Annotated in this window: 22 protein-coding genes; 15 read left to right on the top strand and 7 right to left on the bottom strand. The window is 71.9% G+C overall.

The genetic code is table 11. From position 1 onward, the window contains the following. Window positions 1–379: 379 nt before the first annotated feature. The 4 genes from ACIO6U_RS01125 to ACIO6U_RS01110 all read left to right on the top strand — a co-directional run bounded on the left by ACIO6U_RS01125 (window position 380) and on the right by ACIO6U_RS01110 (window position 4,690). A complete protein-coding gene (locus ACIO6U_RS01125) occupies window positions 380–1,237 on the top strand; it encodes a TraR/DksA family transcriptional regulator (RefSeq protein ID WP_401303743.1) in 858 nt (285 codons plus the stop codon). 104 nt (window positions 1,238–1,341) lie between these two features. Then, window positions 1,342–2,013 carry a signal peptidase II gene (gene lspA / locus ACIO6U_RS01120; RefSeq protein ID WP_401714695.1) on the top strand — a complete coding sequence of 224 codons (672 nt, stop codon included), beginning with the start codon at window positions 1,342–1,344 and terminating at the stop codon, window positions 2,011–2,013. Between the two features lie 67 nt (window positions 2,014–2,080). Beyond that, window positions 2,081–3,022: an RluA family pseudouridine synthase gene (locus tag ACIO6U_RS01115; protein ID WP_355334093.1), complete on the top strand. Its 942-nt coding sequence runs from the start codon at window positions 2,081–2,083 to the stop codon at window positions 3,020–3,022. Between the two features lie 78 nt (window positions 3,023–3,100). Continuing rightward, entirely contained in the window at window positions 3,101–4,690 is a 1,590-nt protein-coding gene (locus ACIO6U_RS01110) for a Na+/H+ antiporter (protein ID WP_355334089.1), read from the top strand. A 67-nt stretch (window positions 4,691–4,757) separates the two neighbouring features. Here ACIO6U_RS01110 and ACIO6U_RS01105 read toward each other — a convergent pair whose 3' ends face one another. Beyond that, a complete protein-coding gene (locus tag ACIO6U_RS01105; RefSeq protein ID WP_401304987.1) occupies window positions 4,758–5,864 on the bottom strand; it encodes a mechanosensitive ion channel family protein in 1,107 nt (368 codons plus the stop codon). Between the two features lie 42 nt (window positions 5,865–5,906). Between ACIO6U_RS01105 and ACIO6U_RS01100 the strand changes: the two genes are divergently transcribed. Then, complete coding sequence (locus ACIO6U_RS01100) at window positions 5,907–6,560, top strand: dienelactone hydrolase family protein (RefSeq protein WP_355334701.1); 654 nt, start codon at window positions 5,907–5,909, stop codon at window positions 6,558–6,560. A 96-nt stretch (window positions 6,561–6,656) separates the two neighbouring features. Here the strand turns inward: ACIO6U_RS01100 and ACIO6U_RS01095 are convergent, their stop codons facing one another. Beyond that, on the bottom strand, window positions 6,657–7,439 hold the full coding sequence (locus tag ACIO6U_RS01095; RefSeq protein WP_401303736.1) for a thioredoxin domain-containing protein: 783 nt from the start codon (window positions 7,437–7,439) through the stop codon (window positions 6,657–6,659). A gap of 54 nt (window positions 7,440–7,493) precedes the next feature. After that, window positions 7,494–8,189, bottom strand: coding sequence for a hypothetical protein (locus ACIO6U_RS01090; protein ID WP_401714692.1), 696 nt, complete (start codon window positions 8,187–8,189; stop codon window positions 7,494–7,496). Between the two features lie 223 nt (window positions 8,190–8,412). On the opposite strand from ACIO6U_RS01090, the gene dnaE reads away from it, so the two are divergent. Further along, window positions 8,413–11,967, top strand: a complete 3,555-nt coding sequence (gene dnaE / locus ACIO6U_RS01085; RefSeq protein WP_355334082.1) for a DNA polymerase III subunit alpha — start codon at window positions 8,413–8,415, stop codon at window positions 11,965–11,967. A gap of 163 nt (window positions 11,968–12,130) precedes the next feature. Here dnaE and ACIO6U_RS01080 read toward each other — a convergent pair whose 3' ends face one another. Continuing rightward, the gene (locus ACIO6U_RS01080) at window positions 12,131–12,307 is read right to left on the bottom strand and encodes a hypothetical protein (RefSeq protein ID WP_355334079.1); all 177 of its coding nucleotides are present in this window, start codon (window positions 12,305–12,307) and stop codon (window positions 12,131–12,133) included. A 226-nt stretch (window positions 12,308–12,533) separates the two neighbouring features. Between ACIO6U_RS01080 and ACIO6U_RS01075 the strand changes: the two genes are divergently transcribed. The 4 genes from ACIO6U_RS01075 (at window position 12,534) to ACIO6U_RS01060 (ending at window position 16,660) form a co-directional block, all read left to right on the top strand. Then, window positions 12,534–13,784, top strand: a complete 1,251-nt coding sequence (locus ACIO6U_RS01075) for an NYN domain-containing protein (protein ID WP_391043988.1) — start codon at window positions 12,534–12,536, stop codon at window positions 13,782–13,784. Window positions 13,785–13,892: 108 nt separating this feature from the next. Next, the gene (locus ACIO6U_RS01070) at window positions 13,893–14,975 is read left to right on the top strand and encodes an ABC transporter ATP-binding protein (RefSeq protein ID WP_355334073.1); all 1,083 of its coding nucleotides are present in this window, start codon (window positions 13,893–13,895) and stop codon (window positions 14,973–14,975) included. Window positions 14,976–15,153: 178 nt separating this feature from the next. Continuing rightward, entirely contained in the window at window positions 15,154–15,975 is an 822-nt protein-coding gene (locus tag ACIO6U_RS01065) for an ABC transporter permease (RefSeq protein ID WP_355334070.1), read from the top strand. Window positions 15,976–16,009: 34 nt separating this feature from the next. Next, a complete protein-coding gene (locus ACIO6U_RS01060) occupies window positions 16,010–16,660 on the top strand; it encodes a hypothetical protein (RefSeq protein ID WP_401303724.1) in 651 nt (216 codons plus the stop codon). A 36-nt stretch (window positions 16,661–16,696) separates the two neighbouring features. Here the strand turns inward: ACIO6U_RS01060 and ybaK are convergent, their stop codons facing one another. The 3 genes from ybaK to ACIO6U_RS01045 form a co-directional block, all read right to left on the bottom strand. Beyond that, complete coding sequence (gene ybaK, locus ACIO6U_RS01055; RefSeq protein ID WP_401714689.1) at window positions 16,697–17,218, bottom strand: Cys-tRNA(Pro) deacylase; 522 nt, start codon at window positions 17,216–17,218, stop codon at window positions 16,697–16,699. 20 nt (window positions 17,219–17,238) lie between these two features. Next, complete coding sequence (locus tag ACIO6U_RS01050) at window positions 17,239–17,997, bottom strand: LON peptidase substrate-binding domain-containing protein (RefSeq protein WP_355334061.1); 759 nt, start codon at window positions 17,995–17,997, stop codon at window positions 17,239–17,241. Between the two features lie 163 nt (window positions 17,998–18,160). Then, window positions 18,161–19,666 carry an oxidoreductase gene (locus ACIO6U_RS01045; RefSeq protein ID WP_401715800.1) on the bottom strand — a complete coding sequence of 502 codons (1,506 nt, stop codon included), beginning with the start codon at window positions 19,664–19,666 and terminating at the stop codon, window positions 18,161–18,163. 186 nt (window positions 19,667–19,852) lie between these two features. Between ACIO6U_RS01045 and hisD the strand changes: the two genes are divergently transcribed. Genes hisD through hisH form a run of 5 tightly spaced genes read left to right on the top strand, consistent with a single transcriptional unit; the run spans window position 19,853 to window position 23,709 of the window. Further along, the gene (hisD, locus tag ACIO6U_RS01040; RefSeq protein WP_391043996.1) at window positions 19,853–21,166 is read left to right on the top strand and encodes a histidinol dehydrogenase; all 1,314 of its coding nucleotides are present in this window, start codon (window positions 19,853–19,855) and stop codon (window positions 21,164–21,166) included. After that, window positions 21,151–22,308 carry a histidinol-phosphate transaminase gene (locus tag ACIO6U_RS01035; protein ID WP_355334055.1) on the top strand — a complete coding sequence of 386 codons (1,158 nt, stop codon included), beginning with the start codon at window positions 21,151–21,153 and terminating at the stop codon, window positions 22,306–22,308. Before hisD ends, ACIO6U_RS01035 begins: the two co-directional genes overlap by 16 nt. Beyond that, entirely contained in the window at window positions 22,305–22,898 is a 594-nt protein-coding gene (gene hisB / locus ACIO6U_RS01030; RefSeq protein WP_355334053.1) for an imidazoleglycerol-phosphate dehydratase HisB, read from the top strand. The genes ACIO6U_RS01035 and hisB overlap by 4 nt, the downstream gene beginning before the upstream one ends. Further along, window positions 22,895–23,047: a hypothetical protein gene (locus ACIO6U_RS01025; protein WP_188280531.1), complete on the top strand. Its 153-nt coding sequence runs from the start codon at window positions 22,895–22,897 to the stop codon at window positions 23,045–23,047. The genes hisB and ACIO6U_RS01025 overlap by 4 nt, the downstream gene beginning before the upstream one ends. A 14-nt stretch (window positions 23,048–23,061) precedes the next feature. Next, window positions 23,062–23,709, top strand: coding sequence for an imidazole glycerol phosphate synthase subunit HisH (gene hisH, locus ACIO6U_RS01020; RefSeq protein ID WP_391044002.1), 648 nt, complete (start codon window positions 23,062–23,064; stop codon window positions 23,707–23,709). Window positions 23,710–23,759: the final 50 nt, after the last annotated feature.

Raw genomic sequence — 23,759 nt, 5'->3', positions numbered from 1 at the left:
GATCTTCGCACCGCGCACACCCCCGGGCTTCCACCGTCCCCGGGTCGCTCATGGCTGCGTGCGGCGCTACTCGTCCCATCCACGCCTTTCGCTGCGCTCAGTGTACGGCGCTGGGAGCGGCCCGGCCGAACGGTTTACGCGGGCCGCCCACTGACCCGAATGGCCTGCTCCGCGCGCCCCGACGGCGACTGTCACGGATCGTTACCGCCAGGTACCGGAATACCTGGCGGTGAGCTGGGCACAACGGATGCAGACCTGCCCGCCCTCCGGGGCGGACCGGTCGGCCAGGCAGCGCGCCCCGTTGCCGCGGGTCCGGAGCCGATTTACCGTTTCCGGCACGATTCGCGAACAAGATCACGGATGTGAAGGGGTCGCGGCCATGGTCGTGAAGAAAAGGGGACGGCCTGCGGCCGGCTCCGACCATCCCGGTGTGACCGGGGCGTCCGTGGCGCCTGCCCGCGGGCCCGCGGCGGCGAGGAAGTCCGTGCGTACGGTCACGGTCGCCATCGATGCGGAGGAGGGCGACGCGGCCGAGGAGGCACCGCGGAAGAAGGCGGCTGCCAAGAAGGCCCCGGCCAAGAAGGCAGCCAAGAAGACGGCGGCGAAGAAGGCGGCGGCGAAGAAGACGGCAGCCAGGGAAACGGCTCCGGCAGGGAAGGCCGCCGCCGCGAAGGCGCCGGCGAAGAAGACGGCCGCGAAGAAGGCGGCGGCCGAAAAGGCGGCGACGGGCCGTACGGCGAAGAAGACGGGAGCCGGCAAGGTGGCAGCGAAGAAGACCGCGGCGGGTACGGCCGCGACCACGGGGGCCGCGTCCGCGGTGCCCGCCGCCCGCACCGCGGGCCCCGGCGGCCTGGCCGTCCTCCCCGGTGAGGACCCGTGGACGCCGGAAGAGGTCGAGGAGGCCCGCGCCGAGCTGCTGGGCGAGGTCCAGCGGCTCACGGAGGGCATCAGCTCCTCGGAGGCGGCCGTGGCGGGCCTGCTGCGCGACTCGGGCGACGGCGCGGGTGACGACGAGGCCGACACCGGCACCAAGAACATCACCCGCGAGTACGAGATGGCGCTGGCCGCCAACACCCGCGAGATGCTGGCGCAGACCAGGCACGCCCTGGAGCGGCTGGACGAGGGCACGTACGGCCTCTGCGAGTCCTGCGGCAATCCGATCGGCAAGGCCCGCATGCAGGCGTTCCCGCGGGCCACGCTGTGCCTGGACTGCAAGCAGAAGCAGGAGCGGCGCTGAGGGCTCCGCCCGCGGACGGCCCCGGTCGTACGGGTGTGCCGTACCCTCGTCATCAGTCAGGATTCGGCCTGGCGGGCACGGAGCACAAAGGCTGAGGGACTCACGTGACGGAAGCGGAGCGCACCATCACCACGCCGGAGGAGACGCCGGACGCGACGCCTGACGGCGGGACGGGCGTCGAGGAGTCGGGCGTCGCCGAGCCGTCGGAGCAGGCCGCTCCGGCGGCGGACGGGACGGAAGGGGCGGCGCGGGGCGACGAGCCCGCCGGGCCGCAGGCCGTCTCGCGGCGGCGGCGCCGGATCGTCACCCTGATCGGGGTGGCGGCGCTGGCGTACCTCCTCGACCTGCTCTCCAAGATCTGGGTGGTCACCAGCCTGGAGAACCACGAGCCGGTCAACGTCTTCGGCCACTACCTGCGGCTGGACGCGATCCGCAACGCCGGGGCGGCCTTCGGCATGGGGCAGGGCATGACGATCGTCTTCACGATGATCGCGGCCGGTGTCATCGTCGTGATCGCCCGGCTCTCCCGCCGTCTGCACAGCCTGCCGTGGGCCGTCGCGCTCGGCCTGCTCCTCGGCGGCGCCTTCGGCAACCTCACCGACCGCGTCTTCCGCGCTCCCGGCGGCTTCCAGGGCCGGGTGGTGGACTTCATCGCACCCGAGCACTTCGCCGTCTTCAACCTCGCCGACTCCGCCATCTGCTGCGGCGGCGCCCTGATCGTCCTGCTCTCCTTCCGCGGCGTCGACCCGGACGGCACCGTCCACCGCGAGGACTGACTCCCGCAGGAGGCACCCGGTCCCGCACTGGTACGGCCGGGGGCGGCGGGTCCGGCATACTCGTGTGGTGAGTACCGTTCCGGAAATCCGTTCCCTGCCCGTGCCCGACGGCCTCGAGGGCGAGCGTGTCGACGCCGCCATCGCCCGGATGTTCGGCTTCTCGCGGACGAAGGCCGCGGAGCTGGCGGCGGCGGGCAAGGTGTCGATCGACGGGTCGGCCGCGGGGAAGTCCGAGCGGGTGCACGGCGGGGCGTGGCTGGAGGTCGAGATGCCCGAGGCCGCCGCCCCGGTGCGGATCGTCGCGGAGCCGGTCGAGGGCATGGAGATCGTCCACGACGACGAGGACATCGTCGTCGTCCTCAAGCCGGTCGGCGTCGCCGCCCACCCGAGCCCCGGCTGGACCGGCACCACCGTGATCGGCGGCCTCGCCGCCGCCGGATACCGGATCTCCACCTCGGGCGCCGCCGAGCGCCAGGGCATCGTGCACCGGCTCGACGTCGGCACCTCTGGCCTGATGGTGGTCGCCAAGTCCGAGCGGGCGTACACCCTGCTCAAGGCGCAGTTCAGGGACCGCGTCGTGGACAAGCGCTACCACGCTCTGGTGCAGGGCCACCCGGACCCGATGAGCGGCACGATCGACGCGCCGATCGGCCGTCACCCCCACCACGACTACAAGTGGGCCGTCGTCGCCGACGGCAAGGCGTCCGTGACGCACTACGACCTCATCGAGGCGTTCCGCTCCGCCAGCCTGCTGGACATCAAGCTGGAGACCGGCCGCACCCACCAGATCCGGGTGCACATGTCCGCGCACCGCCACCCCTGCGTCGGCGACATCACCTACGGCGCCGACCCGACGCTCGCCAAGCGCCTGGGCCTGACCCGGCAGTGGCTGCACGCCAAGCAGTTGGGCTTCGAACACCCCTCGGACGGGCGCTGGGTGGAGTTCAGCAGCGAGTACCCGGACGACCTCCGGCACGCGCTCGACGTGATCCGCGCCGACAGCGAGTAGCCGTATCGGGGCCGGTGAAAGGCACGGCGGGGCGGCCGCGGGTCCGGCGGCGCGGAGCCGGTGTGGCATCGTGACGCCGTGGATCAGCTCGCTCTCTTCTTCTTCCTCATGCTCGCGGCCATCGTCATGGTGCCGCTCAGCGACCGGATCGGGCTGCCCTCGCCGGTCCTGATGACGCTGCTCGGCGGGGTCCTCGCGCTGCTCCCGCAGGTGCCCAACGTCCAGATCGACCCCGATCTGATCCTGCCGCTGGTGCTGCCCCCGCTGCTCTACGCGTCCGTACAGCGCACCTCCTGGCGGCAGTTCGCCGCGAACCGGCGGGCGATCTTCCTGCTCGCGGTCGCGCTGGTCTTCGTCACCACGGCCGCGGTGGCGGCGGTCGCCGACGCGGTCGTGCCGGAGATCACGCTGGCCGGGGCCTTCGCGCTCGGCGCGCTCGTGGCGCCGCCCGACCCGGTGGCCGCCACGGCCGTCGCGGGCAGCCTCGGACTGCCCCGGCGCATGATCTCCATCCTGGAGGGCGAGGGGCTGTTCAACGACGTCACCGCCATCGTGCTGTACCACGTGGCCGTCGCGGCGGCGCTGTCCGGCAACTTCTCCGCGCCCCACGCGGCCCTGGAGCTCGTGCTGTCCGCCGTGGTCGCGATCGCGGTCGGCCTGGCCCTCGGCTGGGGCGCCAACAAGCTGATGGGCGTGGTCGGCGACCCCACCTTGCAGATCGGCCTGTCACTGCTGGTGCCCTTCGCCTCCTACGCGCTGGCCGAGGAGTTCGGGGGCTCCGGGGTCCTGGCCGTGCTCACCACCGCGCTGTTCCTGGCCGAATACGCCTTCGAGGCCGACGACGTGACGGCCCGTCTGGCGGGCAACACCTTCTGGGAGATCGTCGACACCCTCGTCACCGGCATCGCCTTCGGCCTGATCGGCCTCGAACTGCACAATGTGTTCCGGGTCGGCGCGGGCGACTGGGGCCCGATGGTGCGGCACGCCGCCATAGTGGTCGCGGTGGTCATCGGCGTGCGGCTGCTGTATCTGCTGCCCGCGACCTGGGCGGCGCGCAAGATGCACAAGCTGCGCGACCTGGACGAGGACATCCCGATGAGCTGGCGCGAGAGCGTCATCATGTGGTGGTCGGGGATGCGCGGGGTGGCGTCCGTCGCGCTGGCCCTGGCCATCCCGCTGACCACCGACAGCGGTGACGGCTTCCCGGCCCGCACGGAGATCTTGTTCATCGCCTTCGCGGTGGTGCTCAGCACCCTGGTGCTCCAGGGGCTGACGCTGCCGTGGCTGGTGAAACGGCTCGGGGTGCGCAGCGACATCGACGCCGAGCACGACCTGGAGAAGATGCTGGCGCTGCGGGCCATGACGGCCGCCAAGGCGCGGCTGCGCGACATCGAGTCCGTCGAGCCGCTGAGCGACGACCTGTCGGAGCTGCTGCACCGCCGCGCCTTCGACCTCGGCGCGCGGATCTGCCCGGACATCGTGGACGACGAGCGGCGCGAGAGCCACGCCAAGCGCGTCAAGCGGCTCAAGTCGGTCCGCCGCATCCAGGACGAGATGATGTCCGCCGCCCGGCACGAGGTGCTGTCGGCGCGCAGCGAGGCGGGGTACGACCCGGAGGTCGTCGACCGGGTGCTGCGCCAGCTGGACCTGCGCTCGATGCGCGGCTGACAGGTGAGAGCCTCTCACTGCCGTAACGCCCCGCAGCGTGAGGGCCCCGTGGGGGCGTAAGAGCCTCTTACCTGGTGCCCGGTCCCGGGCCCAGGTCGCCCGATTCCGGCGCCGGGGCCGCCTCCCGGCCCGGGTCCTGCTCCTGGCCGGGCGCGGGCGCGGTGCTGAGCCGGGGCAGCGCGTACGGGTGCTCGCAGCGCAGCCAGTCGATCAGCTGCTCGCGGACGATGCAGCGCAGGTTGAAGATGTCGTCCGAGTCCTTCGCGGTGGCCAGCGCTCTGACCTGGATCGTGGTCGGGGTGGAGTCGATCACGACGAGCCCCCACGCCCTGCGGTCCCACTCCGCGCAGCTCTCCAGGATCTCCAGCAGCCGCTTGCGCATCAGCGCCACCGGCGCCGAGTGGTCCAGGTGCAGCAGGACGGTGCCGGTCATCCGCGGGTCGCCGCGCGACCAGTTCTCGAACGGATTGCTGGTGAAGTACGACACCGGCATCGTGATCCGCCGCTCGTCCCAGGTGCGCACGCTCAGGAAGGTGAGGGTGATCTCCTCGACCACACCCCACTGGCCCTCCACGACCACGGTGTCGCCGATCCGCACCATGTCGCCGAAGGCGATCTGGAGACCGGCGAAGAGATTCGCGAGCGTGGACTGGGCGGCCACACCGGCGACGATGCCGATGATGCCCGCGGAGGCCAGCACCGACGCCCCGACCGTCCGCATCGCGGGGAAGGTGAAGAGCATCGACGCGACGACGATGACCGTCACGATCGCGGTGAACACCCGCTGGATCAGCGTGAGCTGGGTGCGCAGGCGGCGGATCTTGGGCACGTCGTGGCTGACCGCGACATAGCGCGCGTACGAGGAGTCGATGACCGCGGCGGCGACCCGTACCACCAGCCAGCCGGACGCGGCGATCAGCACCAGCACGAGGAACTGGCCGACGGCCTCCGCGTGGTCCTTCGCCAGATGGGCGGACCGGTAGCCGCCGCGCAGTATGGCGGTGCAGATCACCACCTGGAGGGGTATGCCGCAGCGGCGCAGCAGATGCCACAGCGGGGTCTCCGGGTGCCGGCCGTCCACCTTGCGCAGGGAGCGGTCGACGGTCCACCCCACGACCAGCGAGACCCCGACCGCCACACAGACGACGAGAACCGGGCGCAGCGCGCTGTCCATCACCATCCCGCGTCCACCTCGGCTTTCTTGTAGGAAACCCGGATCATCGGGTCTTCGTATCGCGGCGCTCCGCCCAAGGAGGGTAGCTGGCACCATGGTCGCGTACCGAACCCGAACAAAGGCAGCACTGTGACGATCGTCCTGTTCCACTCCGTCTACGGACCGCGTCCCGCCGTGCACGCCGCCGCCGACCGGCTGCGGGCGGCCGGGCACGAGGTCGTCGTGCCCGATCTGTACGACGGCCGGGTCGTGGACACCGTCGAGGCGGGACGGGCGATCCGCGAGGAGATCGGCAACGAGGAGCTGCTGCGCCGGGCGGTCCTCGCGGCGGCGCCGTACTCCGAGCGGGAGCTGGTCTACGCGGGCTTCTCGCTGGGCGGGGCCCTCGCGCAGACCGTGGCGCTCGGCGACGAGAAGGCGCGCGGGCTGCTGCTCCTGCACGGCACCTCGGACATCGCCGACGACGCGGCCACCGACATCCCCGTACAGCTCCATGTCGCCGACCCCGACCCCTTCGAGCCGGAGGACTGGCTGAACTCCTGGTACCTGGGGATGCGCAAGGCCGGCGCCGACGTCGAGGTGCACCGCTACCGGGGCGCCGGCCACCTCTACACCGACCCCGACCTGCCGGACCACGACGCCGAGGCCGCCGAGAAGACCTGGGCGGTCGCGCTGGACTTCCTGGCCGGGCTGTAGGACCGCGGGGCCGCAGGAGACCGGGCCGCGCGAAACGGCGGGAGCCGGTCCCCTACGCGTACGGGACCGGCTCCCGCCGTTCGGAGCGGTGTGCCGCTACTTCAGGGCCGCCGTGATCTGGTCCATCACACCGTCGGCGGTCAGCTCCTTGCCGTTGAGCCTGATGGTCGGCGTGGACTTGATGCCCGCCGCGTTGAACGCGTCGGAGGAGTCCAGCGCCCACTTGTCGTAGGTGCCCTCCTTGACCGCGGTCTGGAACGCGGCGTTGTCCTTGAGCGCCGGGACCAACTGCGCCAGCTTGATCATGTTCGCGTCGTCCGCGAACAGGTCGGGGCCGGACTCCTCCGGGTGGTGGTCCTTGGAGTAGAGCAGCGTGTGGTACGCCTCGAAGGCGTCCAGGCTCACGTTGGCCGCCGCGCCGACCGCGCTCAGCGCGTTCTTGGAGCCGGTGCCGCCGAGGTTGCCGTCCAGGAACGTGCCGAAGTGGTACGTGATCTTGTACTTGCCGTCCTTGGCGCCCTTGAGGACGTCCGCGCCCGAGGTCTGCTCGAACTGCGCGCACGCCGGGCAGCGCAGGTCCTCGAACAGGTCGAGGTTGTTCTTGTTCTTCGGGTCGCCGACCACGATGGTCGAGCCGTTGGTGCCCGAGGTGTTCGCGGGCTTGACCAGCTTGTCCTTCTTGGCGGACTCCCAGTAGCTGGGCTTGTTCGCCGCGTTGACCGCGACGGCGACACCGCCCGCGATGGCCAGCACCGCGACGACGCCGACGCCGACGAATATCTGGCGGCGGACCTTCGCCCGCTTCGCCTCGCGCTCGCGCTCCGCGCGCAGCCGCTCGCGGGCGGCCTGCTTGCTGGCCTTGCTGTTCCTGCTGCTCATGGGGATCTCCGTGATGACGCGTGGTGGTATGAGAGGAAAGTGCCGGTACGACGGTCAGACTGCGACCGCGACGGGCGGACCACGGCGTACGACGGAGTGCAGCAGCGGGCGCGCGGCGAGCGGGCCCGCCGAGGCGCGGGCGGCCGGGCGGAACCGGCGCGGCGGCACCGCGAGCCCGGTGCGGGCGGCCACGGCCAGCAGCAGCGGCCGGAAGGCGGCGGCGGCCATCACGCGCAGCACCCGGTGCAGCGCGGCCTCACCGCGCCGCAGCCACCAGGACGCGACCAGGCCGACGGTCACATGGACGGCCAGCAGCAGCCACGGCAGCGCGGTGGACGGCATCTGCGCCGCGGCGGCGCCGCCCGGTACCGCGGACAGCCCCTGGCCGCCGACCTGGCCGCCGTTGCACAGGAAGGTCTCGTGGAACGACCACCACGAACCGGTCACCGGGCCGCCCGCGGGCCCGTAACAGGCCTGCTGGCCCGCGGTGAAGACGGTGTCGACGGCCAGTTCCAGCGGGACCATCAGGCCCGCGATCGGCCAGAAGCCGCGCTCGTGCCGGCCGCCGAGCAGATACGCCAGCGCGAAGACACCGCCGAACGCGCCGCCGACCACGGTCAGCGGCAGCGGGGTGTGCGACATCAGCACATGGGAGGTGGAGGAGAGGGTGACGCACAGCGCGGCGAAAAGGGCAGCGCGCAGCGCCCTCAGCCTCGGCCGTATGTCGTCCATGGCGACAGAGTGTGCCATGCGCGAGCGTATGTGTGACCTAAAGGCGGGTAACGGATGGGACTACAGAGGGCGGCAGGCACGCGGCGGACTCCTCCGGCGGACCGGCGCGGGTGGCGGTACGGGTGGCGGTACGGGGAGCCGCGCCGCGTTGTCGGACCCGAGTCGTAGACTCGCAGCGCCGCCAGAATCAGCCAGCGACGCACCAGCAGTCCGCCCCCTCTCGCCGGAGGTATCGCCGCCCGTGACCGACCAGCCCTTCACCCATCTCCATGTCCACACCCAGTACTCGCTGCTGGACGGAGCGGCGAGATTGAAGGACATGTTCAAGGCGTGCAACGAGATGGGGATGAGCCATGTGGCCATCACCGACCACGGCAATCTGCACGGGGCGTACGACTTCTTCCACCAGGCCAAGGACGCCGGTGTCACGCCGGTGATGGGCATCGAGGCGTATCTCGCGCCCGAGTCGCGGCGGTACAACAAGCCCGTCAAGTGGGGCGCGCCGCACCAGAAGCGGGACGACATCTCGGGTGCGGGCGCGTACACCCACATGACCATCTGGGCGCGCAACGCCGTCGGGCTGCACAATCTCTTCCGCGCCCAGTCGCGGGCGGCCTTCGAGGGCTACTTCCGCAAGCCCCGGATGGACCGCGAACTGCTCAGCGAGTACGCCGAGGGCCTGATGGGCACCACGGGCTGCCCCTCCGGCGAGATCTCCACCCGTATCCGGCTCGGGCAGATGGACGAGGCGATCAAGGCCGCCGGCGAGTACCAGGACATCTTCGGCAAAGAGAACTTCTTCGTCGAGATCATGGACCACGACATCGACATCGACCGCCGGGCCCGCGCGGGCCTGGAGGAGATCGCCAAGAAGATCGACGCGCCCTTCGTCGTCACCAACGACTCGCACTACACGTACGCCAACGAGTCCTCGGCGCACGACACCCTGCTGTGCATCCAGACCGGCTCGAACATGTCGGACCCCGACCGGTTCAAGTTCGACGGCAGCGGTTACTACCTGAAGTCCGCCGCCGAGATGTACGCGATCGACTCCTCGGACGCGTGGCAGGAGGGCTGCCGCAACAGCCAGCTCCTGATCGCGAACCGGATCGAGACCGAGGGCATGTTCGAGACGAAGAACCTGATGCCCAGGTTCGACGTCCCCGAGGGCTACACCGAAGTGACCTGGTTCCGCGAGGAAGTGGCCCGCGGCATGGCCCGGCGCTTCCCCGCCGGCATCCCCGAGGACCGGCAGAAGCTCGCCGACTACGAGATGGACACCATCGTCCAGATGGGGTTCCCCGGCTACTTCCTCGTCGTCGCCGACTTCATCATGTGGGCGAAGAACAACGGCATCGCGGTCGGCCCCGGGCGTGGTTCCGCGGCCGGTTCGATCGTCGCCTACGCCATGGGCATCACCGACCTCGACCCGGTCCCGCACGGCCTGATCTTCGAGCGCTTCCTCAACCCCGAGCGCGTGTCCATGCCCGATGTCGACATCGACTTCGACGAGCGTCGGCGCGGCGAGGTCATCCGCTACGTGACCGAGAAGTACGGCTCCGACAAGGTCGCGCAGATCGCCACCTACGGCACCATCAAGGCCAAGGCCGCGATCAAGGACTCGGCCCGCGTGCTCGGTTACCCCTTCTCCATGGGCGACCGGATCACCAAGGCCATGCCCGCCGACGTCCTCGGCAAGGGCATCCCGCTCTCCGGCATCACCGACAAGGACCACCCGCGCTACAGCGAGGCGGGCGAGGTCCGGGCGATGTACGAGAACGAGCCGGACGTCACCAAGGTGATCAACTCGGCCAAGGGCATCGAGGGCCTGGTCCGGCAGATGGGCGTGCACGCGGCGGGCGTGATCATGTCCGCCGAGCCGCTGATCGACCACGTGCCGATCTTCTCGCCGAAGAACGACGGCGCGGTCGTCACGCAGTGGGACTACCCGAGCTGTGAGTCGCTCGGCCTGCTGAAGATGGACTTCCTCGGCCTGCGCAACCTGACGATCATGGATGACGCGGTCAAGTCGATCAAGGCCAACAAGGGCATCGACATCGACCTGCTGTCCCTGCCGCTGGACGACCCCAACACGTACGCGCTGCTCGGGCGCGGCGACACCCTGGGCGTCTTCCAGTTCGACGGCGGCCCCATGCGCGCCCTGCTGCGCATGATGAAGCCCGACAACTTCGAGGACATCTCCGCCGTCTCGGCCCTGTACCGGCCGGGCCCGATGGGCATGAATTCGCACATCAACTACGCGCTGCGCAAGAACAAGCAGCAGGAGATCACCCCGATCCACAAGGAGCTGGAAGAGCCGCTCCGCGAAGTCCTCGACATCACCTACGGCCTGATCGTCTATCAGGAGCAGGTGCAGAAGGCCGCCCAGGTGCTGGCCGGTTACTCGCTCGGCCAGGCCGACCTGCTGCGCCGCGCGATGGGCAAGAAGAAGAAGGAAGTCCTCGACAAGGAGTTCATCCCCTTCCAGGCGGGCATGCGCGAGCGCGGCTACTCCGACCAGGCCATCCAGGCGGTCTGGGACGTGCTGGTGCCGTTCGCCGGATACGCCTTCAACAAGGCGCACTCCGCCGCGTACGGCCTGGTCTCCTACTGGACCGCGTATCTCAAGGCCAACTACCCGGCCGAGTACATGGCGGGCCTGCTGACCTCGGTCAAGGACGACAAGGACAAGATGGCGCTCTATCTCAACGAGTGCCGCCGGATGGGCATCAAGGTGCTGCCGCCGGACGTCAACGAGTCCAACGCCAACTTCACACCGCGCGGTGACGACACGATCGTCTTCGGCCTCACCGCCGTGCGCAACGTCGGGACGAACGTGGTGGAGTCGGTGGTCCGCAGCCGCAAGGCCAAGGGGCGGTACGCGACCTTCCCGGACTTCCTCGACAAGGTCGAGGTGGTGGCGTGCAACAAGCGGACCGTCGAATCGCTGATCAAGGCCGGCGCGTTCGACACGATGAAGCACACCAGGCGCGGTCTGACCGAGCACTTCGAGACGATGATCGACAACGTGGTGCAGGTCAAACGCAAGGAGGCCGAGGGCCAGTTCGACCTGTTCGGCGGCGCGGGGGAGGAGGGCGACGACACCCCGGCCTTCGGGATGGACGTGGTCTTCTCCGACATCGAGTGGGACAAGACGTATCTGCTCGCGCAGGAACGGGAGATGCTCGGCCTCTACGTCTCCGACCATCCGCTCTTCGGCATCGAGCACATCCTCAACGACAAGACGGACGCCGCGATCGCCGCGCTGGCCGGTGACTACTCCGACGGCGCGATCGTCACCATCGGGGGCATCATCTCCGGGCTCCAGCGGAAGATGACCAAGCAGGGCAACGCGTGGGCGATCGCCACCGTCGAGGACCTGGCGGGCTCCGTCGACTGCATGTTCTTCCCCGCCACCTACCAACTGGTCTCGACCCAACTCGTCGAGGACGCCGTGGTCTTCGTCAAGGGGCGGCTCGACAAGCGGGAGGACATCCCGCGGCTGGTGGCGATGGAGCTGATGGTCCCCGACCTGTCGGACGTGGGCACCAACGCGCCGGTGATGATCTCCATCCCGACGGTCAAGGTGACCCCGCCGCTGGTGGCCAGGCTCGGCGAAGTGCTCTCCAGCCACAAGGGCAACACCGAGGTACGGGTGAAGCTCCAGGGCGCGCGCACGACCACGGTGCTGCGGCTCGACCGGCACCGGGTGACCGCGGACCCCTCGCTCTTCGGCGACCTCAAGGCCCTGTTGGGCCCCGCGTGCCTGGGCGCCGCGCAGCAGCAGGCGGGCTGATCACCGGCGCGGCGGGCGGGTCGACCGCCGGAGCGGCGCGCACGTTGACCGCCGGAGCGGGGGCGCGTTGACCGCCGGGGCGCGGGCCGTACGAGCCCGGCGCGCGTGATGTGAGTGCGGGGGCACCCCTGGTGGAGGGTGCCCCCGCGACCACGCGGTGGGACTAGTTGTGGCCGAACTTCTGCTTGTTCTGCTTGTGCGAGAAGTCCTGCGCGGGCGCCATCTCCGGCTGGTTCTCGTCCATCGGGCGCTGCGTGCGCTCCCGCTCCTCGGTGGCGGCGGCGCCGCGCTGCTGGTTCTGGTTCTCGCGCTGACGGTTCTGGTTCTTGTTCTTAGCCACGATCGTCTCTCCTAGTGGGGGATGTCGGCCGTTGGCCTGGTGGCCCATCGGCCGCCATCAGATTTGCATGGGAGTACGAAGCGCGCATTTCGGGCAGTTGACGGAGTGGGGCGGCCGGAAAAGTGACCACCGCCACGCCGATGATCGGGTTCGAGGTCATAACCCCCGAGCATTCGGGCAGACTCGGGGGAAATCCGTGCCGGGGGGCGACCGGAAGAGGTGCAACATGGACCGCTGCGTCGTCCTGGTGGACGCAGGCTACCTACTGGGTGCTGCGGCGAGTCTGTTGGCGGGTGAACCCTCCCGGTCCCGGATCACCGTTGATCATGCCGCCGTCGTCGCTGGCCTGCGCGAACGTGCTGAGTTGGAGACCGGTCAGCCACTGCTGCGGATCTACTGGTTCGACGGCGCACCCGACCGGGTTCCGCAACCGGAACACCGTCGGCTGCGGGTGATGCCCCGAGTGACCGTACGACTGGGCGCACTCACCCGGACGGACGGCCGGTGGGCGCAGAAGGGCGTGGACGCCGCCATGCACGCCGAGCTGTCGGAGCTGGCCCGCAACCGCGCGTGCTCCGACGTCGTCCTGGTGACCGGTGACGGCGATCTGCTGCCCGGCATGATGTCCGCCAAGGAGCACGGCGTCGCCGTCCACCTGTGGGCCGTCCAGGCCGCCGACGGGGACTACAACCAGTCGGAAGACCTGGTCGCGGAGGCCGACGAGCGGCGCGTGCTGGACCGCCAGTGGATCACCGCGGCGATCAGGGCCCGCGAGATCCCCGGCGTCTGTCCGCCGCCCGGCCCGCGCCCGGAGATCGCCGCGATCCTCTCCGCGCCGCTGCCCGAGTCGGCCTCGGGCGGCGAGCGGCTGGCGCCCCCGGAGGAGCGGCCGGGCAAGAACGGCACCGCGCCGGAACCGGCGGCGGCCGAGAGCACACCGCCGGGCAAGGTTGCCCCGCCGGAACCCGCCGGTCCCACCGTGCCCACCCCGAAGGATCTCGCCGATCTCGGCCGCAGCCACGCCGCCCCCGCGCCGCCGCCGGCCCAGCCGGCCCCCAGCGCCACCCTGCGCTGGTCGTCGGACAAGGGCTGGACCGACCGCGGCGCGGGCGCCGACCTGCCCGACACCAGCGGCCTGCCCACCCTCGCCCAGCTCACCTCCGCCGAGCAGCGCTGGGCGGACCGCGAGGCCGACATCACGGCGGTCAGCGGCGACCCTTTCGAGGTCGGCCAGGTCTTCGCCCGCCGCTGGATCGCCCGCCTCACCGACACCTCCCAGCTCCAGCAGCTCTCCACCCACTACCCCCGCGTCCCGCACCGCATAGACGGTGAGCTGCTGCGATACGCCGCCCGCTTCGGCCTGCTCGCCCACAAGGACGACCAGATCGACGAGCACGACCGGTACGCGATCAGGGCCGGATTCTGGCGCGAGGTCGACGCCCACGCGGTCGCCGAGCACGCACCCGCGGGGGAGTGAGCGGCCGGGCCCGCGCCCTCCCGCGCCTCGGGCGGGTCCGAGGGGAAAGCGGGTGAACCGGGCCCCCCTTGCGCCGGATGCCGCGTGCGGCGCGTACTCTCGATCCTCGTGAGTACGGGCACGGAGGAGACGGCGCCCCCAGCGGTCGCCACAGCCCGCGACACGGTGTGCACCGTGCGCGGTCTGGTCAGAACGTACCCGGCCGGTTCCGCGGCCAGGGGCCGAGGGCTGCGCCGCCGCCGTACCGCCGCCGACCAGGCACCCGAGACCGCCGCCGCGCCCAGGCCCGGTGTCGTACGCGCCAACGACGGCATCGACCTCGACGTCGGCCGCGGCGAACTCTTCGGCATCCTCGGCCCCAACGGCGCGGGCAAGACCACCCTGGTCCGCCAGCTCACCGGCCTGCTGCGGCCCGACGCCGGATCGATCGACCTGCTCGGCCACGACCTCGTACGCCACCCGGACCGGGCCTCCCGGCTGGTCGGCTACCTCGGCCAGGAGTCGTCCGCGCTGGACGAGCTGACCGTCGCGCTCGCCGCCGAGACCACCGGACGGCTGCGCGGCCTGGACGCGCGCGCCGCCCGCGCCGAACGCGACGCCGTCCTGGACGAACTCGAACTCGGCCCGATCGCGGGACGCCCCATCAAGCGCCTCTCCGGCGGCCAGCGGCGGCTGGCCTGCTTCGCGGCCGTCCTGGTCGGCCAGCGGCCCGTTCTGGTCCTCGACGAGCCCACCACCGGCATGGACCCGGTCGCCCGGCGCGCGGTGTGGGCCGCGGTCGGCCGCCGCAGGACCGAGCACGGCGCGACGGTGCTGCTGGTCACCCACAACGTCATCGAGGCGGAGAACGTCCTGGACCGGGTCGCCGTGCTCGACCACGGCAAGGTCATCGCCTGCGACACCCCCACGGGCCTGCGGTCGCTGGTCGCCGACGAGGTCAGGCTCGACCTCGTGTGGCGCGACGAGCCGCCGATGTCGCTGCCCGCCATCGCCGCCCTGCACCCGCTCGCCGACATCTCGGGCCGCCGCTGGACGCTGCGGCTGCCCCAGGAGCGGGCCCGCGCCGCCGTCGCCGAGGTCACCGGGGGACCGGCCTTCGCCGCCCTGGACGACTTCACCCTGGCGATGCCCAGCCTGGAGGACGTCTACCTCGCGCTCGGCGGCAGGGGAGAGGGCCTGGTGAAGTCATGAGACGGCTCCCCCCGCGGTCCGCGCCGCCCCGACCGGCGGTCGCGCCGTACGCCCCCGCCCTCCGGCCGTACGCACCCGCCCTCCGGCCGTACGCCCCCGTCCCCCGGCCGTACGACCCCGTGCTTTCGCCGTACGACACGGCCCCGCCGTGTTCCGCACCGACGCGTGGAGCCTGCGTATGAGCGTGCTCACCCCAACCGTTCCCGCGCCCCGGGGCGTCGCCGCGCAGCAGTCCGGCGCCGCGCCGCTCGCGCCGCGGGCCCGGCTGTGGCCCGCCTTCGGCGCGGTCTACCGCGCGCAGCTCTCGCGGGCCCGGGTGGCCCGGATACCGCTGCTGTTCGTCGCCACCTTCCAGTCCGTCGGGATCATGGTGATGATGCGCGGAGTGGTCGACGGCGGGGACGGGGAGGCGGCGCGCTCGGTCGTCGCGGGCTCCAGCGTCCTGGTGGTCGCCTTCGTCGCGCTCAATCTGCTCGCGCAGTACTTCGGACAGCTCAGGGCGTCCGGCGGACTCGACCACTACGCGACGCTGCCGGTGCCGCCGGCCGCCGTCGTCCTCGGCGCGGCGGGCGCGTACGCGTCCTTCACCGTGCCCGGCACCCTCGTGACCGCCGTGACCGGCTGCGTCCTGTTCCATCTGCCGCTGGCCAATCTGTGGATCCTCGCCGTCGTGATCCCGCTGGCCGGGGCCGCGCTCTCCGGCCTCGGCGCGGCCCTCGGGCTGCTCGCGCCGCGGCAGGAGATCGCCACGCTCTTCGGCCAGTTGGGCATGTCGGCGGCGCTGCTGCTCGGCGTGCTGCCCGCCTCGCACATGCCCGCGCCGATCTCCTGGGCGCGCGATCTGCTGCCCTCCACGTACGGCGTCGAGGCGTTCGCCCGCACCTTCGGCGGGCATCCGCACTGGGCCGCGGTCGTCGGCGACCTGTCCGTGTGCGCGGCCGTCGGCGTCGGCTCGCTGGCCGTCGCCACCTGGGCCTACCGCAGGGCGGCCTGCCGATGAAGCGACGGACAGGCAGACCTGGCACGATGGGCGGGTGACCGCACCCCTGACGCCGCATGACCAGCCGCCGCCGTTCCCGCCGTACCCGGGCGCAGGCCCCGGTGGAGGCGACGGCAAGGGGGACCGGCCCTCACCGGTCGCCGAGTTGGGCCGCGCCGCGCTCGTCGCGGTCGCCGTCACGGTGTGCGGGGTGTTCCTCGGGCTGCTGTGGGCGTGGCTGTCACCGCGCGTCCCGCTGATCTCGGACGGCAAGTACATCTACCTCAAGGACACCGAGGGCGAAGAGGCGATCGGCGGCGACGGCACCTTCGTGCTGATCGCGCTGTGCCTGGGCGCGCTGACCGCCCTCGGCGTCTTCCTCTGGTACCGCCGCGGCGGCGTCGCCGTGGTCCTCGGCCTCGCGGTCGGCGGCGTCCTCGCCTCCATCGTCGGCTGGCGGCTGGGCATCGCCCTCGGACCGACCGTCCACATCAAGGCACACGCCAAGGAGGTCGGCCCGAACGTCGTCTTCGACGGGCCGCTGAAGCTGCGCGCCAAGAGCGCGCTGGTCGCCTGGTCGGCGGCGGCGATGCTGGTGCACCTGGGCCTGACCTCGCTCTTCGGGCCGCGCGACCCGCAGCCGGTGTACGTGGCGCCGCAGCCGTGGGGCGCGCCGCCGCCTCCGCCGCCGCCCCCGGCGCAGTGACGCTCTCCCGCTCAAGGCGAGGTCGAGGCGTCCCGGTCAGATACGGGAGATCCGGGCCGTCACCGCTGAGGTGAGCGTCACCAGGTCGGCGGGGGACAGCTCCAGCTCCAGGCCGCGCTTGCCCGCGGAGACGAAGACCGTGGGGAAGCCGAGCGCCGAGGCGTCCAGAGCCGTGGGCAGGCGCTTGCGCTGGCCCAGCGGGGAGATCCCGCCGAGCACGTAACCGGTGCTGCGCTCGGCGTCGGCCGGCGCCGCCATCGTGGCGCGCTTGCCGCCGACCGCCGCGGCCAGCGCCTTGAGGTCGAGCGAGCCCGCGACCGGGACGACCGCCACGGTCAAAGCGCCGTCCACCTCCGCGACCAGCGTCTTGAAGACCCGGCCCCGGACCTCGTCGGGGGGCACCCCGAGCGCCGCGCCCAGCGCCGCCGCGGCCTCGGCGCCGTAGGAGAGTTCGGACGCCGGGTCGTGCGCGTAGGCGTGCACGGTGAACGGCAGGCCCGCCTTCTCCAGGGCGACCGTGGCCGGGGTGCCTCCGGCCGCACGCGCCTTCTTCGCCATCGCCGACCCCCTGATACGCGCTAGTTGGCGCTGATCGCCTGGTGGGTGAGTTCCACCGCGGGCAGTGACGGCAGCTTGTCGATCACCGCGCTCTCGCGGCGCAGCAGCCGCAGTTCGGCCGTCAGCCGGGCCGCGGTGTCCGCCGCCTCCAGCAGCTCCTGCTTCACCGAGGTCTCCACGACCACCGCCGCCGCGACGAGATACGACAGCACCGTGGCGTCGTCGGGGAACTCCTGCCCCGGCGCGAGGGTGCGCTCGCGCGCCCCGGCCAGCCGCTTCTGATACGTGCCGAACACCCGTGAGACCTCGGAGGCCAGCGCGCCCGCGCCCGCGCCGGGCTCGTCCGGCAGCTCCTCGTACTCGGCCGTCAGATAGGGCCCGCTCGCGTCCACCGACAGCAGCTTGAACCGGATCAGACCCGTGGCCACCAATTCGTACCCGCCGTCGTCGCGCTCCGCGATGCCCGCCGCGTCCGCGATGCACCCGTAGCCGTACAGCGCCGCCTCCGGGTCCTCGCCGAGACCGGCGGCCGGACCGGTGTCCCCGCCGTCCTGGCCCGTCGGAGCGACCTCCTGGCCGTTCTTGATCGCCACCACGCCGAAACGCCGCGGCGCGTTCTCGGGGAGCGCCAGCAGATCGCCCACGAGCGCGCGGTACCGCTCCTCGAAGACGTTCAGCGGCAGCACCAGGCCGGGAAAGAGCGCCGTACTGAGCGGGAAGAGCGGAAGACGATCGGTCACAGTGAGCAAGGGTACGGGCAGTACGCCCGCCTTAGGCATCCGCTGCGCCCCTCGGGGCCGCGGCGGGCCCCGAAACGCCGCCGATCGGTTGAGCGGGGGTGACGCACCTCATGGCTGCCGCCCGGCTCTCCCGCACACGGCGCCCGCCCGGCCCTGACGGCTGTCGTCCGGCTCGACCGCGGCCGAGGGCGGCCGCCCGTGATCAACCGCGGCTGAGCATGCGGGAGGCGCCCGCGGCGACCGTGGTGGCGAGGGTCCAGCCGAGCAGGGTGAGCAGGGAGGCCACCCACTGGCTGACGCCGACCTCCCGCCACGCGTTGTCCTGGCCGAGGTCGATCACCGGCAGGAGCAGGTCAAGGGCGTAGAGCGCGGGGCTCCAATGCGGCCGGTAGTCGTTCCCCGCCGGGGGCGGCGTCTTGTGGAGGGCGAAGTACAGCGCTCCCAGCGCCCACAGCACCGCCATCCACACCGCGGCCCGGCCGGGCCGGTAGCCGTATCCGACCGTCACGTCCTGGAGCCACCCCCACGCCCGCCCGGCCGGCGGCAGCGACTCGCGGCGGCGGCGCTGCTTGGCCAGCAGCACCTCGCGGGCGTGCGCGTCCTCGCCGCCCGCCCGCAGCGCGGCGGCCAGCCGCTCGTACGGGCCGGGACTGTATTCCGGCGTCGCCGCGTTCAGCCACGCGACGCGCTCGCGCAGCGGGAAGGCGGTGCGCGGGGTCAGCGCCTCGTACGAGAAGTCCGTCAGATCGACCTGCCCCGGGCCCGGCCAGCTCTGCGGCGCGTCGGTCAGCCGCCCCACCCGCGCGCCCGCCAACGACATCGGCCCGCTGGGCGGCGTCCCCAAGGTGATCCGCAACTCGGGCGTCTGCAACCGCCGTAGCGAGAGCTGCTGCCCTTCCCCCAGCCGGAACCGCGCCCGGTCGATCACCACGGCGTTGCCCACCCGGGCGTCGTCCAGCCGCACCCCGCCCTCCGCGCTGAACTCCCTGCGGGCCGCGCCGGACGGCTCGCCGCCGCCCGCGGGGGCCGTCCCGCCGGGAGCCGCGGTCGTGTCGGGCGAGCGGTTCGCGGGCCAACTGGTGGTGAGGTAGACGGTGTGCTCGACCGTCGTGCGGGCGGCGTTGAGCGCGTCGCGGCCGTACGGATTGCGCAGGGTGGCCCCGCGCAGGTTGAGACGGCCGCCGACGCGGGCGCTGCGAAGGCTGAACTCGCCGCGCAGGTCGAGGAGTTCGGCGTCCAGGTCCTGGCCGACGGTGAGACCGTCGGCGGCGATGGCGCGGCCGTGGCGGTCGCGGCGGACGGTGAGCTGGTTGAGCAGGAGGTCGGTGCCGATCTGGGCGTCGGTCAGGCGGATGCCGCCGGTCACGACGCACTGCGGCAGATGCAGGTCACCGGTGATCTGGAGCCGGGCGGCCTCCAGCCGCGGGAGGTGGCAGCGCACCAGCCGGACACTGCCCGCCCGGCACTCCGGCAGCAGCACCTGGTCCTCGAAGCGGCAGTCGTCGAACTGTACGTAGGGGGCGACGGTGCCGCCCGCCAGCGACAGACGGCCGGTGATCCGCAGGCCCGCCAGTTTGAGCGCCGCCACCCGCCCCGGCTCCGGCGGCGGCCCGTCCAGCAGCAGCTGCGCGACGGCGTCGGCCCGTACCGCGGGCGTCCCCCCGGCCCCCGCCCCGAAGGCCGCACCGAGCCGGAAGGCCCGCCACATCCCCTGCTCCACAGCCGTCCAGTCGCCCGGCGGCCCCTCACCACGACGCTCGCTCACCCTTCCCCCTCCCACGACCCGCCGCCACGCTAGGCCATGCCCGCGACAGCGGCGGGCCCGCCTCGGGCGGCGTATCACGGAGTGGAACCGCGGAACGTCCCCCATGCCCGGGTCTCTACACTTGGCAGGGTGATCTCCCGAATCGATCTGCGCGGTGCCGCCTTCCCCGAGGGCGGGATCGACCGCGACCTGCTGCCCCGAGCCGAGTTCGACGTGGAGGCGGCGCTGAACACCGTGCGGCCGATCTGCGAGGACGTGCGCCATCGCGGCACGGCGGCGGTCATCGAGTACGGAGAGCGGTTCGACGGCGTCAGGGTCGACCGGCTGCGGGTGCCCGAGCGGGCGCTGAGCGACGCGCTGGCCGCGCTCGACCCGGCCGTGCGCGCCGCGCTGGAGGAGTCGATCCGCCGCGCCCGCCTGGTCCACCGCGAACAGCGCCGCCAGGACGTCACCACACGGGTCGTGCCCGGCGGGACCGTCACCGAGAAGTGGCTGCCCGTCCAGCGCGTGGGCCTCTACGTGCCCGGCGGCCTCGCCGTCTACCCGTCGTCCGTCGTGATGAACGTCGTGCCCGCGCAGGAGGCCGGGGTCGAGGGCATCGCGGTGGCCTCCCCGCCGCAGAAGGACTTCGGCGGCTCCCCGCACCCCACCATCCTCGCCGCCTGCGCCCTGCTCGGCGTGACCGAGGTGTACGCCACCGGCGGCGCGCAGGCCGTCGCGATGTTCGCGTACGGCACCGACGAGTGCCGCCCGGTCAACCTCGTCACCGGCCCCGGCAACATCTACGTGGCCGCCGCCAAGCGCCTGCTCAAGGGCCGGATCGGCATCGACGCCGAGGCCGGGCCCACCGAGATCGCGATCCTCGCCGACGCCGCCGCCGACCCCGGTTACGTCGCCGCCGACCTGATCAGCCAGGCCGAGCACGACCCGCTCGCCGCCGCCGTCCTGGTCACCACCTCGCCCGAGCTGGCCGACGCGGTCGACAAGGAGCTGGAGGCCCAGGTCGAGGCCACCCGGCACACCCAGCGGATCACCGCCTCGCTCACCGGCCGCCAGTCGGCGACCGTGCTGGTCGACACCCTCGACCAGGGCCTGGAGGTGGTGGACGCCTACGCCGCCGAGCACCTGGAGATCCAGACCGAGGACGCCGCCGCCGTCGCGGCCCGCGTGCGCAACGCGGGCGCGATCTTCGTCGGCCCGCACGCCCCCGTCTCGCTCGGCGACTACTGCGCGGGCTCCAACCACGTCCTGCCCACCGGCGGCTGCGCCTGCCACTCCTCGGGCCTGTCCGTGCAGTCCTTCCTGCGCGGCATCCACGTCGTGGACTACACGCGCGACGCGCTCGCCGAGGTCGCCCACCACGTGGTGACGCTCGCCGAGGCCGAGGACCTGCCCGCACACGGCGCCGCGGTCAAGGCCCGCTTCGGATGGGACCTCCCGTGACCGGCATCGACGACCTGCCCATCCGCGACGAACTGCGCGGCCAGTCCCCGTACGGCGCGCCCCAGCTCGACGTGCCGGTGCGGCTGAACACCAACGAGAACCCGTATCCGCTGCCCGACGCGCTGGTCGCCCGGATCGCCGAGCGCGTCACCGAGGCCGCCCGGCAGCTCAACCGCTACCCGGACCGGGACGCCGTCGAGCTGCGCACCGAGCTGGCCGCGTATCTGTCCAGGACCGCGGGCCACCGCGTGGGCAGCGACCAGGTGTGGGCGGCCAACGGCTCCAACGAGGTCATCCAGCAGCTCCTCCAGACCTTCGGCGGCCCCGGCAGGACCGCGATCGGCTTCGAGCCGTCGTACTCGATGCACGCGCTGATCTCGCGCGGCACCGGCACCGGCTGGATCTCCGGGCCGCGCGACGCGGAGTTCCGGATCGACGTGGACGCGGCGGTCCGCGAGATCCACCGCCGCCGCCCCGACGTGGTGTTCGTCTGCTCGCCCAACAATCCGACCGGTACGGCCGTGGACGCCGCGACCGTACTGGCGCTGTACGAGGCCGCGCAGGCCGCCAAGCCGTCGATGGTGGTGGTGGACGAGGCGTACGGCGAGTTCTCGCACCGCCCGTCGCTGCTGCCGCTGATCGAGGGCCGCCCGCACCTGGTGCTGACCCGCACCATGTCCAAGGCGTTCGGCGCCGCCGGGCTGCGGCTCGGCTATCTGGCGGCCGACCCCGCCGTGGTGGACGCGGTGCAGCTCGTCCGGCTGCCGTACCACCTGTCCTCGGTCACCCAGGCGACCGCGCTGGCCGCCCTGGAGCACACCGACACACTGCTCGGCTACGTCCAGCAGCTCAAGGACGAACGGGACCGGCTCGTCGCCGAGTTGACGGCGATCGGCTGCGCGGTCACCGAGTCCGACGCCAACTTCGTGCAGTTCGGCCGCTTCGCCGACAGCCACGCCGCCTGGCAGGCGATCCTCGACCACGGCGTCCTCGTCCGGGACAACGGCGTCCCCGGCTGGCTGCGGGTCTCCGCGGGCACCCCGGCGGAGAACGACGCGTTCCTCGACGCCGTCAGGACCGTGGTCAAGGAACACAGCGACCAGCAGCACATCAGGCACCACCGTACGGAGGAGTCCGCATGACCCGCGTGGGCCGCGTGGAGCGCAGCACCAAGGAGACGTCCGTCGTCGTCGAGATCGACCTGGACGGTACGGGACAGGTGGCCGTCTCCACCGGTGTGGGCTTCTACGACCACATGCTCGACCAGCTCGGCAGGCACGGCCTGTTCGACCTGTCGGTGAAGACCGAGGGCGACCTGCACATCGACACGCACCACACGATCGAGGACACCGCGCTCGCGCTCGGTGCCGCGTTCAAGCAGGCGCTCGGCGACAAGGTCGGCATCTACCGCTTCGGCAACTGCACGGTCCCGCTGGACGAATCCCTCGCCCAGGTGACCGTCGACCTGTCGGGCCGCCCCTACCTGGTGCACACCGAGCCGGAGAACATGGCGCCGATGATCGGCTCCTACGACACCACGATGACCCGGCACATCCTGGAGTCCTTCGTCGCCCAGGCGCAGATCGCGCTGCACGTCCACGTGCCGTACGGGCGCAACGCGCACCACATCGTGGAGTGCCAGTTCAAGGCGCTCGCCCGGGCGCTGCGCTACGCCAGCGAGCGCGACCCGCGCGCCGCCGGAATCCTGCCGTCGACCAAGGGCGCGCTATGAACACGTACTCGACCCTCTTCATCCTGCTCGGGCTCTTCCTCGCCGGAGGCGTCTACTCCTTCTGGCAGCAGAAGCAGTCCAAGAGCATGATCGCGGTCCTGGCCATCGGCTCCGTGATGGCGCTGGCGGCCGGGCTGCTCCAGCTCTAGCGGGAGGAGCCGACATGACTGGACTGAGGCACAAGAGCGTGGTCGTCCTCGACTACGGCTTCGGCAACGTCCGTTCGGCCGAGCGGGCGCTCGCGCGCGCCGGGGCCGAGGTGGAGATCACCGCCGACTTCGACCGGGCGATGAACGCCGACGGGCTGCTGGTGCCCGGCGTCGGCGCCTTCGCCGCCTGCATGGCGGGCCTGAAGGGCGTACGCGGCGACTGGATCGTCGGCCGCAGGCTGGCCGGCGGACGGCCGGTCATGGGCATCTGCGTCGGCATGCAGATCCTCTTCGCCCGCGGCATCGAGCACGGCGTGGAGACCGAAGGGCTCGACGAGTGGCCCGGCACGGTCGAGCCGCTGAAGGCGCCCGTCGTCCCGCACATGGGCTGGAACACCGTACGGCCGCCCGCCGACTCACGGCAGTTCGCGGGCCTGGACACCGACGCCCGCTTCTACTTCGTGCACTCCTACGCGGTGCGCGAGTGGGAATTCGACACGCACAACGCGGCGATCCGCGCGCCGAAGGTCACCTGGGCCACGCACGGCGAGCCGTTCGTGGCCGCGGTGGAGAACGGCGCGCTGTGGGCCACCCAGTTCCACCCGGAGAAATCCGGCGACGCGGGCGCCCAGTTGCTCACCAACTGGCTGGACACCCTCTAACGCGGTCTCACGCGTCAACCGCTCGACCCGTTAGACCCTCTCACTCGCCG

The organism is Streptomyces sp. NPDC087422 (assembly GCF_044744145.1).
GTDB lineage: Bacteria > Actinomycetota > Actinomycetes > Streptomycetales > Streptomycetaceae > Actinacidiphila.
Note: the sequence above shows the minus strand (reverse complement) of the source record. Positions and strands in the feature narration are given on the sequence as shown.